At 63.4% G+C, this 15,717-nt stretch carries 13 protein-coding genes; 4 read left to right on the plus strand and 9 right to left on the minus strand.

The genetic code is table 11. The features are described from left to right. Nucleotides 1-245 precede the first annotated feature (245 nt). From AC5O5I_RS08270 to gloB, 8 genes are all read right to left on the minus strand, one after another. Nucleotides 246-488 (minus strand): hypothetical protein, encoded by a 243-nt coding sequence (locus tag AC5O5I_RS08270; RefSeq protein WP_172224048.1) that lies wholly within the window; start codon nucleotides 486-488, stop codon nucleotides 246-248. A gap of 435 nt (nucleotides 489-923) precedes the next feature. Continuing rightward, the gene (locus AC5O5I_RS08275) at nucleotides 924-2,534 is read right to left on the minus strand and encodes an ABC transporter ATP-binding protein (protein ID WP_172224045.1); all 1,611 of its coding nucleotides are present in this window, start codon (nucleotides 2,532-2,534) and stop codon (nucleotides 924-926) included. Between the two features lies 1 nt (nucleotide 2,535). Next, the gene (locus tag AC5O5I_RS08280; RefSeq protein ID WP_172287522.1) at nucleotides 2,536-3,555 is read right to left on the minus strand and encodes an ABC transporter permease; all 1,020 of its coding nucleotides are present in this window, start codon (nucleotides 3,553-3,555) and stop codon (nucleotides 2,536-2,538) included. Between the two features lies 1 nt (nucleotide 3,556). After that, nucleotides 3,557-4,630, minus strand: coding sequence for a microcin C ABC transporter permease YejB (locus AC5O5I_RS08285; RefSeq protein ID WP_494512332.1), 1,074 nt, complete (start codon nucleotides 4,628-4,630; stop codon nucleotides 3,557-3,559). Nucleotide 4,631: 1 nt separating this feature from the next. Further along, on the minus strand, nucleotides 4,632-6,467 hold the full coding sequence (locus AC5O5I_RS08290) for an extracellular solute-binding protein (RefSeq protein ID WP_494512333.1): 1,836 nt from the start codon (nucleotides 6,465-6,467) through the stop codon (nucleotides 4,632-4,634). Next, nucleotides 6,464-8,293, minus strand: coding sequence for an extracellular solute-binding protein (locus AC5O5I_RS08295; protein ID WP_218583498.1), 1,830 nt, complete (start codon nucleotides 8,291-8,293; stop codon nucleotides 6,464-6,466). The genes AC5O5I_RS08290 and AC5O5I_RS08295 overlap by 4 nt, the downstream gene beginning before the upstream one ends. Before the next feature lie 219 nt (nucleotides 8,294-8,512). Continuing rightward, complete coding sequence (locus tag AC5O5I_RS08300) at nucleotides 8,513-9,943, minus strand: lytic transglycosylase domain-containing protein (RefSeq protein WP_172221360.1); 1,431 nt, start codon at nucleotides 9,941-9,943, stop codon at nucleotides 8,513-8,515. A gap of 100 nt (nucleotides 9,944-10,043) precedes the next feature. Beyond that, nucleotides 10,044-10,823 (minus strand): hydroxyacylglutathione hydrolase, encoded by a 780-nt coding sequence (gene gloB / locus AC5O5I_RS08305; RefSeq protein ID WP_172221357.1) that lies wholly within the window; start codon nucleotides 10,821-10,823, stop codon nucleotides 10,044-10,046. A gap of 85 nt (nucleotides 10,824-10,908) precedes the next feature. Between gloB and AC5O5I_RS08310 the strand changes: the two genes are divergently transcribed. The 4 genes from AC5O5I_RS08310 to AC5O5I_RS08325 all read left to right on the plus strand — a co-directional run bounded on the left by AC5O5I_RS08310 (nucleotide 10,909) and on the right by AC5O5I_RS08325 (nucleotide 15,392). Beyond that, nucleotides 10,909-11,682 carry a class I SAM-dependent methyltransferase gene (locus tag AC5O5I_RS08310; protein WP_172221354.1) on the plus strand — a complete coding sequence of 258 codons (774 nt, stop codon included), beginning with the start codon at nucleotides 10,909-10,911 and terminating at the stop codon, nucleotides 11,680-11,682. Nucleotides 11,683-11,695: 13 nt separating this feature from the next. Continuing rightward, entirely contained in the window at nucleotides 11,696-12,142 is a 447-nt protein-coding gene (rnhA, locus tag AC5O5I_RS08315) for a ribonuclease HI (protein WP_172221351.1), read from the plus strand. Between the two features lie 55 nt (nucleotides 12,143-12,197). Beyond that, on the plus strand, nucleotides 12,198-12,953 hold the full coding sequence (gene dnaQ / locus AC5O5I_RS08320) for a DNA polymerase III subunit epsilon (RefSeq protein ID WP_172221348.1): 756 nt from the start codon (nucleotides 12,198-12,200) through the stop codon (nucleotides 12,951-12,953). A gap of 189 nt (nucleotides 12,954-13,142) precedes the next feature. Beyond that, nucleotides 13,143-15,392, plus strand: coding sequence for an Orn/Lys/Arg family decarboxylase (locus AC5O5I_RS08325; RefSeq protein WP_172221366.1), 2,250 nt, complete (start codon nucleotides 13,143-13,145; stop codon nucleotides 15,390-15,392). Here AC5O5I_RS08325 and AC5O5I_RS08330 read toward each other — a convergent pair. Next, nucleotides 15,376-15,594, minus strand: a complete 219-nt coding sequence (locus AC5O5I_RS08330; RefSeq protein ID WP_172221345.1) for a hypothetical protein — start codon at nucleotides 15,592-15,594, stop codon at nucleotides 15,376-15,378. The genes AC5O5I_RS08325 and AC5O5I_RS08330 overlap by 17 nt on opposite strands. Nucleotides 15,595-15,717: the final 123 nt, after the last annotated feature.

Consider the following 15,717-nt stretch of genomic DNA (forward strand, 5'->3'; position numbering starts at 1 on the left):
GCTTTGAACTATTCGGTAATCGAAGTAAACGAAACAGCCGGATGGAGTAGGATTGCCCGGGGGAGTGGCTGGCTTCCGAGGTGTGCATTTTTGTTGCCCCCTGAAAGTTCTCGAATGCCTGGGCGGGCCCTTTCGCGGGTAAACCCGCTCCCACAGGTTCCCCACTTGCCTCAAGACTTGCACAGTACCTGTGGGAGCGGGTTTACCCGCGAAAGGGCCCGCTCAGGCAACACATCATTCAAAAGTCAGTGCGCCGTTCGAGGCTCGGTGGGCATCTGCACCTGGACCAATGCCGACTCAAGCAAAGCCCGTAGCGCCTCCAGCTCGTGCATCGAGGTCATCATCAAGATCGAAGCGGGTGATTTGGGCTGCAGCAGCAAGGCCTGATGTACCACGGTGGCGGCGCAGAGCGCGTAGTCGGTGGCCTGGATCAGGGTGTCTTCGAGGGAATGGGGGTTGTGGGGTGGATCGGGGACGACTTTTAACATTACGATTTACCGTTGTAGGTGCCGCCTCCTCCCTGCTGTCAAACAGTTGGGTGGCAGCTGTACGTGGGTTGACAGACCGGTGGAAATCGTAAGTTCCGGCGCACGCAAGCGTGCCCGCACGTACAGCCGCCATAATGGCGAACCGCATACGATTTACCGTCACAGCCTGTCAAAGCTGTATCGTTGACGAGCAACGACATGCCGAGACTAGAGCGCTGCCGGAGCAGCGGCAACGGAAAATGCGCGGCAGGAGTATGTTTGGGAAATGGCCTACAAGGAAGGGGGTAAATCTGATCTTACCGCTCCAGAAGCGGGCCGCTCTGCGGCCCATCGCCGGCAAGCCAGCTCCCACAGGGATAGCGCAAGTCTTGGAGACTGCGCGGTCGGGGTGGGAGCTGGCTTGCCGGCGATGGGCTGCAGAGCGGCCCCCAAAAGCTAGCTTACGGCATCCACCTCCAAAAACGCCGCCTCCAGCAACTGCCGGGTATACGGATGCTGCGGCGCATGAAATATCGCCTGTGCATCCCCTTGCTCCACCACCTGCCCGTGCTTGATCACCATCAACTGGTGACTCAGCGCCTTCACCACCGCCAGGTCATGGCTGATGAACAGGTACGTCAGGTTGTACTTCTGCTGCAGATTACGCAGCAACTCCACCACCTGCCGCTGCACGGTGCGGTCCAGCGCGGATGTGGGTTCATCCAGCAGGATCAGCGCCGGCTTCAGCACCAGCGCCCTGGCAATGGCGATGCGCTGGCGCTGTCCGCCGGAAAACTCATGGGGATAACGATGGCGAGTACGCGGATCCAGCCCCACTTCCTCCAAGGCCGCGACAATGGCTGCTTCCTGCTCGGCTGCGGTGCCAATGCGGTGAATACGCAACCCTTCGCCAACGATATCCGCCACACACATGCGCGGGCTAAGGCTGCCAAACGGGTCCTGGAACACCACCTGCATTTCCCGCCGCAACGGGCGCACGGCCTGCTGATTCAAGGCGTCCAGGTTCTGCCCGTGAAAACGAATGCCACCTTGACTGGAGATCAGGCGCAGAATGGCCAGGCCCAACGTCGACTTGCCCGAACCGGACTCGCCGACAATCCCCAGCGTCTGCCCCTGCGGCAAGCTGAAGTTGACGCCGTCCACCGCTTTCACGTGGTCAACCGTGCGCCGCAGAAAGCCCTTCTTGATCGGGAACCATACCTTGAGGTCATCCACCTCCAGCAACGGTGCCCCCACCGGGTTGTGCGCCGGCAGCCCGCTGGGCTCGGCATTGATCAACATCTGCGTGTAGTGGTGCTGCGGCGCGCTGAACAGCGTGGCGCAGTCGGCCTGCTCGACAATCTGCCCGCGCTGCATCACGCACACGCGGTGAGCGATGCGCCGCACCAGATTGAGGTCATGGCTGATCAGCAGCAAGGCCATGCCCAAGCGCGCCTGCAGGTCTTTGAGCAGGTCGAGAATCTTGAGCTGCACGGTCACATCCAGCGCCGTGGTGGGTTCGTCGGCAATCAGCAGCTCTGGCTCGTTGGCCAGCGCCATGGCGATCATCACCCGCTGGCGCTGCCCGCCAGACAGTTCGTGGGGGAGGGCTTTCAGGCGCTTGCGCGGTTCGGGAATACCGACCAGCTCCAGCAGCTCCAGCGTGCGGGCGGTGGCTGCCTTGCCGGTGAGGCCTTTGTGCAGCAGGAGGATTTCGTTGATCTGCTTTTCGATGCAGTGCAGCGGGTTCAGCGAGGTCATCGGCTCCTGGAAGATCATCGCAATGCGGTTGCCGCGAATGCGTTGCAGGGTCTTCTCGTTCTGCTGCAGCAGGTCTTTGCCCTCGTACTGGATGCTGCCGCTGGGGTGGCGCGCCAGAGGGTACGGCAGCAGGCGCAGGATCGAGTGCGCAGTAACCGATTTGCCCGAGCCACTTTCGCCTACCAATGCCAGCGTCTCGCCCTTGCGGATGTCAAAGCTGATGCCATCGACCACCCGGTTGACCTGGTCGCCGGTGACGAACTCCACGGCCAGGTCCCGCACTTCGATCAGGTTCTGTTCACTCATGTCACTTCCTCGGGTCGAAGGCGTCGCGGGCGGATTCGCCGATGAACACCAGCAGGCTCAGCATCAGCGCCAGCACCGCGAAGGCGCTGATGCCCAGCCACGGGGCTTGCAGGTTGGACTTGCCCTGGGCCACCAGCTCGCCCAGCGACGGCGAACCTGCGGGCAGGCCAAAGCCAAGGAAGTCCAGCGCGGTCAGGGTACCGATGGCGCCAGTGAGAATGAACGGCATGAAGGTCATGGTCGAAATCATCGCGTTGGGCAGGATGTGCCGGTACATGATTGCGCCGTTGCGCATGCCCAGGGCGCGGGCGGCGCGCACGTATTCCAGGTTGCGCCCGCGCAGGAACTCGGCGCGTACCACGTCCACCAGGCTCATCCACGAGAACAGCAGCATGATTCCCAGCAGCCACCAGAAATTCGGCTGCACGAAGCTGGCGAGGATGATCAGCAGGTAAAGTACCGGCAAGCCGGACCAGATTTCCAGGAAGCGTTGTCCGACCAGGTCGACCCAGCCGCCATAGAACCCCTGCAGCGCCCCGGCGATGACCCCGATGATGGAGCTGAGGATGGTCAAGGTGAGGGCGAACAGTACCGAAACGCGGAAGCCGTAGATCACCCGCGCCAGCACGTCGCGCCCCTGGTCGTCGGTGCCCAGCAGGTTGTCCGCCGAGGGCGGGGCCGGGGCCGGTACGCGCAGGTCGTAGTTGATGCTCTGATAGCTGAACGGGATCGGCGCCCACAGCACGAAGCTGTCTTTCTTCGCCAGCAGCTCGCGGATGTACGGGCTCTTGTAGTTGGCTTCCAGCGGGAACTCGCCGCCGAAGGTGGTTTCCGGGTAGCGCTTGAACGCCGGGAAGTACCACTCGCCGTCGTAACGCACGGCAATCGGCTTGTCGTTGGCGATCAGCTCGGCGCCCAGGCTGAGGCCGAACAGGATCAGGAACAGCCACAGCGACCACCAGCCACGGCGGTTGGCCTTGAAACGCTCGAAGCGCCGGCGGTTGAGAGGGGACAAGGCCATGTCAGTGCTCCCGGCTGGCGAAGTCGATGCGCGGATCGACCAGGGTATAGGTCAGGTCGCCGATCAGTTTCACCACCAGCCCCAGCAGGGTGAAGATGAACAGGGTGCCGAAGACCACCGGATAGTCGCGGTTGATGGCCGCCTCGAAGCTCATCAGGCCCAGGCCGTCGAGGCTGAAGATCACCTCGATCAGCAAAGAGCCGGTGAAGAAGATGCCGATGAACGCCGAGGGGAAGCCGGCGATCACCAACAGCATGGCGTTGCGGAACACGTGGCCATACAGCACCCGTGGCCGGCTCAGGCCCTTGGCCTTGGCGGTGACCACGTACTGCTTGTTGATTTCGTCCAGGAAGCTGTTCTTGGTCAGCAGGGTCATGGTGGCAAAGTTGCCGATGACCAGCGCGGTAATCGGCAGCACCAGATGCCAGAAGTAGTCCAGCACCTTGCCGGTGGTACTCAGCTCGTCGAAGTTGTTGGAGGTGAGGCCGCGCAGCGGGAACCAGTCGAAGTAGCTGCCGCCGGCGAACAGCACGATCAGCAGGATGGCGAACAGGAACGCCGGAATGGCGTAGCCGACGATGATCGCCGAACTGGTCCACACGTCGAAATGGCTGCCGTGGCGCACGGCCTTGGCGATGCCCAGCGGGATCGACACCAGGTACATGATCAGCGTGCTCCACAGCCCCAGCGAAATCGACACCGGCATCTTCTCGATGATCAGGTCGATGACCTTGGCATCGCGGAAGAAGCTGTCGCCGAAGTCCAGCTGGGCGTAGTTCTTGATCATGATCCACAGGCGTTCGGGCGGCGACTTGTCGAAGCCGTACATCCGCTCGATTTCGGCGATCAGCGCCGGGTCCAGCCCCTGGGCGCCACGGTAGTTGGAGCCGGCCACGGAAACCTCGGCGCCGCCACCGGCGATGCGGCTGGTGGCGCCTTCGAAGCCTTCGAGCTTGGCGATCATCTGCTCGACCGGGCCGCCGGGGGCGGCCTGGACGATGATGAAGTTGATGACCAGGATGCCTAACAGGGTCGGGATGATCAGCAGCAGGCGGCGCAGGATGTAGGCCAGCATATTATTCGGCCTCGTCTGCAGGGGCCGTGCTGACCGCCGGGGTCACCTCGGGCTTGATCCACCAGGTGTCGATGCCGATGTCGTACTTGGGCGACACCTTCGGGTGGCCGATGTGGTTCCAGTAGGCCACGCGCCAGGTCTTGATGTGCCAGTTGGGGATCACGTAGTAGCCCCACAGCAGCACACGGTCCAGGGCGCGGCAGTGGTCGATCAGGCTTTGCCGCGAGTCGGCGTTGATCAGCTGTTCCACCAGCTGGTCGATGGCCGGGTCGCGCAGGCCGATGAAATTGCGGCTGCCGGGGTTGTCGGCGGCGGCACTGGACCAGAACTCGCGCTGTTCGTTGCCCGGCGAGTTGGACTGCGGATAGCCGCCGACGATCATGTCGTAGTCACGTGAACGCAGACGGGTGATGTATTGCGACACGTCGACCCTGCGGATGTTCAGCTCGATGCCGAGGTCGGCCAGGTTGCGCTTGAACGGCAGCAGGATGCGCTCGAACTCGGTCTGTGCCAGCAGGAACTCTATGCTGACCGGCTTGCCTTGGGCGTCGACCATCTTGTCGTCGACGATTTTCCAGCCGGCCTCCTGCAGCAGTTTGTAGGCCTGACGCTGCTGCTCGCGGATCATGCCGCTGCCGTCGCTGACCGGGTTGTGGAACGCTTCGCTGAACACTTGCTCGGGAACCTTGCCGCGCAACGGCTCGAGGATCTTCAGCTCGCTGGCGTCGGGCAGGCCGTGGGCGGCCATTTCCGAGTTGTCGAAGTAGCTGCCGGTGCGGGTGTAGGCGCCGTTGAACAGCTGCTTGTTAGTCCACTCGTAGTCCAGCAGCAGGCTCAGCGCCTGGCGCACGCGCACGTCCTGGAACACCGGGCGGCGGATGTTGAAGATGAAGCCCTGCATACCGGTGGGGTTGCCGTTGGGCAGCTCCTCCTTGATCAGGCGGCCGTCGCGCACGGCCGGCACGTTGTAGGCGGTGGCCCAGTTCTTCGCGCTGACTTCCAGGGCATAGTCGAACGCCCCGGCCTTGAGTGCTTCAAGGGCGACGGTGGTGTCGCGGTACGAGTCGAAGGTCATGACGTCGAAGTTGTAGAAACCGCGGTTGATCGGCAGGTCCTTGGCCCAGTAGTCCTTGACCCGCTCGTAGCGCACCGAACGCCCGGCCTTGACCTCGGCGACCTTGTACGGGCCGCTGCCCAGCGGGATTTCCAGGTTGCCGCGGTTGAAGTCGCGGTTCTGGTACCAGTGCTTGGGCAATACCGGCAGCTGGCCGAGAATCAGCGGCAGCTCGCGGTTGTTGTGGTGCTTGAACTTGAACAGCACCTTCAGCGGGTCTTCGGCGACCACTTCGGCGACGTCGGCGTAGTACTGGCGGTACAGCGGCGCACCGTCCTTGATCAATGCGTTGAAGGTGAACACCACGTCGTCGGCGCGTATCGGGTGGCCGTCATGGAAGCGCGCCTCAGGGCGCAGATAGAAGCGCACCCAGCTGTTGTCCGGGGCTTTTTCGATCTTGCCGGCCACCAGGCCGTACTCGGTGAACGGCTCGTCCTGGCTCTGGCGCATCAGGGTGTCGTAGATGCTGCTGATGTTCTCGGCCGACACGCCTTTGTTGATGAACGGGTTGAGGCTGTCGAAGCCGCCGAAGCTGGACTGGCGGAAGGTGCCGCCCTTGGGCGCGTCGGGGTTGACGTAGTCGAAGTGCTTGAAGTCGGCGGGGTACTTGGGTGGCTCGTCGTACAGGGTCAGCGCGTGCTGCGGTGCGGCCAGGGCAGGAAGGCTCAGGCAGGCGAGCAACAGGCTGCCTGCCAGCCGGCGCAGGCGGTGCGTTGGCGTCATTGGGCTTTCTCCGAAGTCTTGATCCACCAGCTGTTCAGCCCAAGGGTGTAGGGCGGCGTGGTGACGAAGGCGAACCGGTTGCGGTAGGCCAGGCGATGGTTGTCGAGGTACCAGTTGGGGATCATGTAGTACTGCCATGAGAGCACTCGGTCCAGGGCGCGGGCGGCGGCGACCTGGTCGTCGCGGGTGCGCGCAGCCAGAAGGGTGTCGAGCAGGTGGTCGACCACCGGGTCCTTGACCCCAGCATAGTTCTTGCTGCCCTTGGTCGCGGCCTGGCTGGAATGGAAGTACAGCCACTGTTCGAGGCCGGGGCTCAGGGTCTGGTTAAGGGTCATCAGAATCATGTCGAAATCGAACTGGTCCAGGCGTTGTTTGTACTGGGCGCGGTCGACCGTGCGCAAGCGCGCATCGATGCCGATGCTGGACAGATTTTCGACATAAGGTTGCAGGATGCGTTCAAGATTGGGGTTTACCAGCAGCAGCTCCATGCGCAGCTGCTGGCCCTTGCTGTCGACCAGGCGCTGGCCGTTCAGCTTCCAGCCGGCCTCGGCCAGCAGCCCGAGGGCCTGGCGCAGGGTCTGGCGGTTGATGCCACGGCCGTCGGTCTGGCTGACCTTGTAGGGTTCGCTGAACAGCTTGGCAGGCAACTGGTCGCGGAACGGCGCCAGCAGCAGCCACTCCTTGCCGGTCGGCAGGCCGCTGGCGGCAAACTCGCTGTTGGGGTAATAGCTGGTCGAGCGGCGGTAGGCGCTACTGAACAGCGCGCGGTTGGTCCATTCGAAATCGAGCATCAGCCCCAGCGCCTGGCGTACCCGCGGGTCGCTGAAGGTGGCCCGGCGGCTGTTCATGAACAGGCCCTGGGTTTGCGTGGGGATGCGGTGCGGGATCTGTGCCTTGATCACCTCGCCACGGCGCACGGCCGGGAAGGTGTAGCCGTTGGCCCAGTTCTTCGCCTGGTGCTCGATGTAGATGTCGAACTCGCCGGCCTTGAACGCTTCGAAGGCCACCGTGGCGTCGCGGTAGAACTCGTATTCCACGCGCTTGAAGTTGTACTTGCCACGGTTGACCGCCAGGTCCTTGCCCCAGTAGTTTTTCACCCGTTCGAACACCAGTCGGCGCCCGGGCTGGACTTCGCTGATGCGATAGGGGCCGCTGCCCAGCGGCGGCTCGAAGGTGGTGGCCTTGAAGTCGCGCTTTTGCCAGTAATGCTTGGGCAGCACCGGCATTTCGCCAAGGCGCAGGATCAGCAGCGGGTTGCCGGCGCGTTTGAACACGAAGCGGATGCGCTGCGGGCCGAGGATGTCCACCCGCTGCACTTCCTGCAGGTTGGTGCGGTACATCGGGTGGCCGTCCTTTAGCAGTGTGCGGTAGGAGAAGGCCACGTCTGCCGAGGTAATCGGCTGGCCGTCATGCCAGCGAGCTTCCGGGCGCAGGTTGAACACGACCCAGCTGCGGTCTTCGCTGTACTCCACCGAGCGGGCGATAAGGCCGTAGCTGGAGGTGGGTTCGTCGCCGGACGGGTCGTACTGGCCGGTGCCGACCATCAGCGGCTCGTTCAGCTCGCTGATACCGTATTGTTGGAAATTGGGCGTGGTGATCGGGCTCGACCCCTTGAAGGTGTAGGGGTTGAGGGTATCGAAGGTGCCAAAAGCCATGGCCCGCAAGGTGCCGCCCTTGGGCGCTTGCGGGTTGACCCAGTCGAAGTGGGTGAAGGTTGCTGGGTACTTGAGCGTGCCGAACTGCGCGTATCCGTGGCTTTCGCTCACCATCGCGGCTGCGGGGAAGCTCAAGGCCAGGCTGATTGACAGCAGGAGGGGACGTATCAAGTCGGCATCCGATCCAGAGGCGTTGGGCTTTGATCGGGTACAGTAACAGCTTGGTAGGGTTGGAAAAAGAGTGCCGCCCAGAGGATTGCAAGGGGCCGCTTTGCAGCCCATCGCCGGCAAGCCAGCTCCCACAGGTACTGCATATGGCTTGAAGTCGTTGCGATTAGGGTGGGAGCTGGCTTGCCGGCGATGGGGCGCGGAGCGGCCCCAGTTTTTTTATCAATGCGAGAGGTAGACGGTCAGGGTCTGGCCTGGCTTCAGGGCATGGCCGCTGCGCGGGTTCCAGCGCTTGAGGTGTTTCATTTCGACGTTGAAGCGCTTGGCCACCAGGTACAGCGAGTCGCCCTTGCGTACCTTGTACTGCGTGGTGCGCTTGCCCGATGAAGCTACCCGGTTGCCAGCAGCGCTGGGGGCATTGCCACCGCGCAGTGCCAGTACCTGGCCGGCACGCAGGCTGTTGCCGGACATGCGGTTCCAGCGTTTGATGTCCTTGACCGAGACACGATTGGCCTTGGCGATGGCACCCAGGTTGTCGCCGCGCTTGACCCGGTAGCTGCGTGCCGCCACGGGTGCCCTGGTTTCAGCCACGGCACGGGCGAACACGGCCTTGTTCGGCTGCAGGGCGACCAGCTGCTCGGGGTTGAGGTTGGACAGGCTGTCGCTCAACAGTTGCGCCTTGGCGGTGGGCACCAGCAGTTGCTTGGGGCCGTCCACGGTCATGCGCTTCTTGAAGGCCGGATTCAGCTGGATCAGCTCGTCTTCGTCGATGTTGGCAAAGGCGGCAACGCGCGACAGGTCGAGGCGGTCATTGATGGCCACCGCTTCGAAGTACGGCTCGTTGGCGATCGGGTTCAGGTTGACCCCGTACGCCTCGGGGGTAAGCACCACCTGCGACAGCGCCAGCAGCTTGGGCACGTAGTCGCGGGTTTCCTGCGGCAGCGGCAGGTTCCAGTAGTCGGTCGGCAGGCCAAGGCGCTCGTTGCGCTCGATGGCGCGGCTGACCGTGCCTTCGCCGGAGTTGTAGGCGGCCAGGGCCAGCAGCCAGTCGCCGTTGAACATGTCGTGCAGGCGAGTGAGGTAGTCCAGCGCAGCGTTGGTCGAGGCGGTGATGTCGCGGCGGCCATCGTAGAAGTTGGTCTGGCGCAGGTTGAAGTGGCGGCCAGTCGCCGGCATGAATTGCCACATGCCGGCAGCGCTGGCGCGGGAGTAGGCCATCGGGTTGTAGGCGCTCTCGATGGCCGGCAGCAGGGCCAGCTCCAGCGGCATGTCGCGCTCTTCAAGCCGCTCGACAATGTAGTGCAGGTAGAGGCTGCCGCGCTCGCCAGCGCTTTCGATGAAGGTCGGATTGCTGGCGAACCACAGGCGCTGCTGCTCGATGCGCGGGTTGACGTCGATGCTGTCCTGCAGGGCGAAGCCCTGGCGCATGCGCTCCCACACGTCCTGCGGCGCCTGCTCGACCGGCTTGACCAGCAGCGGGGCAGGTTTGTGCTTGATCCGCGCCTGGTAGTTGTGCGCGCGAACGCTATCGGATTCGTCGAGCTGACGGGTGCTCTGGCAGCCCACCAGGGTGGCGGCCAGGGCCAGCGCACTGACCTGGGCCAGGCGCGTCAGGGCGACGGAATGAGAGGTTCTGCGGCTACTGGAAGACATCGGCTGAGACAGGTATCCGGGCGAAAAATTTTGGCGATTCTAGAAACCGCTCCCGGCCGGGTCAACCTTTGAGCATCAACTGCGATATATCTTGCGGTTATCAGAAGGTGTCCTTCCAAGACCTCAAGGCAGCAAAAACAGCGACATGCGAGGTGTTTGAATGTCCCTTCCATTCGTCTGCTTTTTGTTTAACTAATGTTTCAGAGGTGCGCAGGAAGGGGTTGGTCAGGCGCTCCATACCGATCGTTGATGGCAAGGTGATGCGATTTTCGGCACGCAAGCGGGTAACGTCTTCGAAGCGTTGCTGAACGTGTGGGTTGGTAGGTTCCACGGCCTTGGCGAACCGCAAGTTGCTCAGGGTATATTCGTGGGCGCAATACACTTCGGTCGACTCCGGCAGCGCTGCCAGGCGGGCCAGGGCAGGTTGCATCTGCTCGGGCCTACCTTCGAACATGCGCCCGCAACCGGCGGCAAACAGGGTGTCGCCGCTGAATAGCACGGGCGTTGGCGGCTGGTCACTGAAGAATGCGATATGCCCCAGGGTATGGCCAGGTACTGCCAGCACCTCGAACGTCACACCCAGGACGGTTACCTGATCACCTTCGTCAAGTGCCAGTTCGCGGCACGGGATGCGCTCTTTGGCCGGGCCGCAGACCCGTGCGCCGGTCAATTGCTTGAGCCGTTCCACACCACCCACATGGTCGTTGTGGTGGTGGGTGATGAGAATGTCGCTCAACACCCACTCGGGGTGGGCCGACAGCCAGCGTTCCACTGGGCCGGCATCACCCGGATCGACCACCGCACAGCGGCGTTTGGCAGTATCCTGTAACAACCAGATGTAGTTGTCGGAGAAAGCGGGGAGAGCTTTGATCTGTATCATGGTGCGGATCCGGTTCGCCTAGCGTGGCACATGTGGCCATCTTAGCCGCGATGGCGCGGTGCGAGAACCTTCGAGGGAGAGCGCAATGACCGACCAAGCCTTTGCCCAGGCCGACCCGGACTGGGTCAAGCTGATCAGCCTGGCCCGTGAGTGGTTCAACGGCCCACTCGGCCAGCTGATGCTCAAGGAGGAGGAAAAACTGCTGGAAGAAGAGCTCGGGCGCTTCTTTGGTGGTTATCTTGTGCACTACGGGCCAGGCGCCGAGCCGCCGCCCAGCGCCCCCCAGGTCCAGCGCAACGTGCGCCTCGGCGCACCCCTGCCGGGGGTGGAGATAGTGTGCGAGGAGCAGGCCTGGCCGCTCAGCGAGCATGCCGCCGACGTGGTGGTGCTGCAGCACGGCCTGGACTTCTGCCTGTCACCCCATGGCCTGCTGCGCGAGGCCGCCAGTGCGGTGCGCCCGGGCGGGCACCTGCTGATCGTTGGCATCAACCCGTGGAGCAGCTGGGGCATGCGTCACTTCTTCAGCCACGGCGCATTGCGCAAGGCGCGCTGCATCTCGGCGTCACGGGTGGGCGACTGGCTGAACCTGCTGGGCTTCGCGCTGGAGAAACGCCGCTTCGGGTGCTATCGTCCGCCGCTTGCCTCACCGGCCTGGCAGCAACGCCTGGAGGGCTGGGAACGGCTAGCCGGCGGCTGGCAGGGCGCTGGCGGCGGGGTGTACCTGCTGGTGGCGCGCAAGATGGTGGTCGGCCTGCGGCCGTTACGCCCGGAGCGCCGCGAACCCATGGGCAAGCTGCTGCCGCTGCCACTGGCCAAGGTCAATCGTACGGCGGCCAACCCGGACACTGAAAAGCACTGAACATGAGTGGTACATGAGCGATAGCATCGAAATGTTTACCGACGGCGCCTGCAAGGGCAACCCTGGCCCGGGTGGCTGGGGGGTCCTGATGATCTACAAGGGCGTCGAGAAGGAACTGTGGGGCGGCGAGCGCGATACCACCAACAACCGCATGGAGCTGATGGCTGCGATCCAGGGGCTGATGGCGTTGAAGCGCGAATGCGAGGTGGTGCTGACCACCGACTCGCAGTACGTGATGAAGGGCATCAACGAATGGATGGTCAACTGGAAGAAGCGCGGCTGGAAGACCGCAGCCAAAGAGCCGGTGAAGAACGCCGACCTGTGGCAGCAGCTTGATGAGCAGGTCAATCGCCACAAGGTGACCTGGAAGTGGGTGCGCGGCCACATCGGCCACCCCGGCAACGAGCGTGCCGACCAGCTGGCCAACCGTGGTGTCGATGAGGTGCGCGCCCAGCGCTGAGGCGCTTGGGGTATACTCGCCGCCTTTGAAACTGATGCAAGTTGGAGCGCCCCGCGTGGAGCAGCAGCAAGATAAACGGTTCGTCATCCTCGATACCGAAACCACGGGCATGCCGGTCAGCGAAGGCCACCGGATCATCGAGATCGGTTGTGTCGAGGTGATCGGCCGGCGGCTGACCGGGCGGCACTTCCACGTCTACCTGCAGCCGGACCGCGAGAGCGACGAGGGCGCCATCAACGTCCACGGCATTACCGATACCTTCCTGGTCGGCAAGCCGCGCTTTGGCGATGTGGCCGAGGAGTTCTTCGAATTCATCGAAGGCGCCACGCTGGTCATCCACAACGCGGCGTTCGACGTTGGCTTCATCAACAACGAATTTGCCCTGCTTGGCCAGCAGGGCCGTGCCGACATCGCCCAGCATTGCACCATCCTCGACACCTTGCTGCTGGCGCGCTCGCGCCACCCCGGGCAACGCAACAGCCTCGATGCGCTGTGCAAGCGCTACGACATCGACAACTCGGGCCGTGAGCTGCACGGCGCACTGCTCGACTCGGAACTGCTGGCTGACGTCTACCTGGCAATGACCGGTGGCCAGACCAGCCTTTCGCTGGCCGGGCATGGGGCTGACGCCGAGGGCGACGACGGCCAGGGCGGCAGCGAGATTCGCCGGATTACCGGGCGTGCGCCGGGACGGGTGATCATGGCCAGTGCCGAAGAGCTGGAGGCTCATGCCGAGCGGCTGGCGGCCATAGCCAAGTCGGCGGGCGGGCCATCCATGTGGCAGGCCCTTACCGAGATGCCTGCGGGTTAACAATTTTGCCGCAGGCGATGCGATCCCTGTAGGAGCGGCCTTGCGTCGCGAAAGGGCTGTGCAGCAGCCCCGGCAATTTTTGCGTCGCCTGTGAAATTTTTGGGGCCGCTGCGCGGCCCTTTCGCGACGCAAGGCCGCTCCTACAACTACCCTCATCAGGACTACATGTCCTTCGGAGGTAGCCACCTGATGTACAAGGACCTCAAGTTCCCCATCCTCATCGTCCACCGCGCCATCAAGGCCGACAGCGTTGCCGGCGAGCGCGTGCGGGGCATCGCCGAGGAATTGAGCCAGGACGGCTTCGCGGTCATCAAGGCCGCCGACCTTGCCGAAGCGCGTCTGGTCGCTGCCACCCACCACGGCCTGGCGTGCATGCTGATCGCTGCAGAAGGTGCCGGCGAGAACACCCACCTGCTGCAGAACATGGCCGAGCTGATCCGCCTGGCTCGCCTGCGCGCGCCCAACCTGCCGATTTTCGCGCTGGGTGAGCAGGTGACCCTGGAAAACGCCCCCGCCGAAGCCATGAGCGAGCTCAACCAGCTGCGCGGCATCCTCTACCTGTTCGAAGACACCGTGCCGTTCCTTGCCCGCCAGGTGGCACGCGCCGCACATATCTACCTCGATGGCCTGCTGCCACCCTTCTTCAAGGCACTGGTGCAGCACACCGCGCAGTCCAACTATTCCTGGCATACGCCCGGCCATGGCGGCGGCGTCGCCTATCGAAAAAGCCCGGTGGGCCAGGCATTTCATCAGTTCTTCGGGGAAAACACCTTGCGCTCGGACCTGTCGGTTTCGGTGCCGGAGCTAGGCTCGCTGCTCGACCACACCGGGCCGCTGGCCGAAGCCGAGGCCAGGGCGGCGCGCAACTTCGGTGCCGACCACACCTTCTTCGTCATCAATGGCACCTCCACCGCCAACAAGATCGTCTGGCACGCGATGGTCGGCCGCGACGACCTGGTACTGGTGGACCGCAACTGCCACAAGTCGGTGGTGCACGCGATCATCATGACCGGCGCCATTCCGCTGTACCTGTGCCCCGAGCGCAACGAGCTGGGCATCATCGGCCCGATCCCGCTCAGCGAATTCGGCCCCGAGGCGATCCAGGCGAAAATCCAGGCCAACCCCCTGGCCCGTGATCGCGGGCAGCGCATCAAGCTGGCGGTGGTGACCAACTCCACCTACGACGGCCTGTGCTATCACGCCGGGTTGATCAAGCAAGCCCTGGGCGCCAGTGTCGAGGTGCTGCATTTCGACGAGGCCTGGTTTGCCTACGCGGCGTTCCACGAGTTTTTCACCGGGCGCTATGCCATGGGCACTGCCTGCGCCGCGGACAGCCCGCTGGTGTTCAGCACCCATTCCACTCACAAGCTGCTGGCCGCGTTCAGCCAGGCCTCGATGATCCACGTTCAAGAGGGGGCCAGGCGCCAACTGGACCGTGACCGTTTCAACGAAGCGTTCATGATGCACATTTCGACTTCGCCGCAGTACAGCATCCTCGCCTCGCTGGACGTGGCCTCTACCATGATGGAAGGGCCGGCCGGGCGCTCGCTGTTGCAGGAGATGTTCGATGAGGCGCTGAGTTTCCGCCGTGCCCTTGCCAACCTGCGTGAGCACATTGCCGCAGATGACTGGTGGTTCAGCATCTGGCAGCCGCCGAGCGCCGAAGGTATCCACCGCCTGGCCGCGCAGGACTGGTTGCTGCACCCAGGGGCCGAGTGGCATGGTTTTGGCGAGGTGGCGGACGACTATGTGCTGCTTGATCCCCTCAAGGTGACCCTGGTGATGCCGGGCTTGAGCGCAGGCGGGGCGCTGGGCGAGCAGGGAATCCCGGCAGCGGTGGTCAGCAAGTTTCTGTGGGAGCGGGGCCTGGTGGTGGAGAAAACCGGCCTGTACAGCTTCCTGGTGCTGTTCTCCATGGGCATCACCAAAGGCAAATGGAGCACGCTGCTCACCGAACTGCTGGAATTCAAACGCCACTATGACGGCAATGCTGCTTTGGGGAGTTGCCTGCCCAGCGTGGTGGCTGCCGATGCCTCACGCTACCAGGGCATGGGGCTGCGCGACCTGTGCGACCAGCTGCATGGCTGTTACCGCGCCAATGCCACGGCCAAGCAGCTGAAGCGGCTGTTCACGCGCTTGCCGGAAGTAGCAGTAAGCCCGGCGCGGGCCTATGACCTGATGGTGCGTGGCGAAGTCGAGGCGGTGCCGATCGAGGCGCTGCTGGGGCGTGTGGCGGCGGTGATGCTGGTGCCGTACCCGCCTGGTATTCCGTTGATCATGCCGGGGGAGCGGTTCACCGAGGCGACCCGCTCGATAGTCGACTACCTGGCTTTCGCCCGGGCATTCAACCAGGGCTTCCCCGGTTTTGTCGCGGACGTGCATGGCCTGCAGAACGACAGTGGCTGCTACACGGTGGATTGCATCAAGGAATGCGCGTGATCTCGACGCCGCTGCGCGCCAATTCAAAGCGGTTGTCACCCAGGTGGTTGACCTTGTCGCCGATGGCCAGGCGGTAGGTGGTGATAGGGGCGCCCAGCGTGCTGCCGTCGTGTTGCAGGGTCGACTCCTGGAACTCGTGCACGGGGTAGATACGGCCTTCGGCGTCACGGGCGTGGAACTGGCCGACCATTACTGCTGCCATTTGGGTGGAAACCTCTGAATTACGTAGGAAATGTCTGTGGACATAGACCGTTGAACAGCGCTGGAAGTTTTCCCTTGAAGGAAAAAAAACCAAAGCGCCGAGGAACGGTCATCTATAACTACA

Source organism: Pseudomonas sp. 9_2_1, from assembly GCF_059295275.1.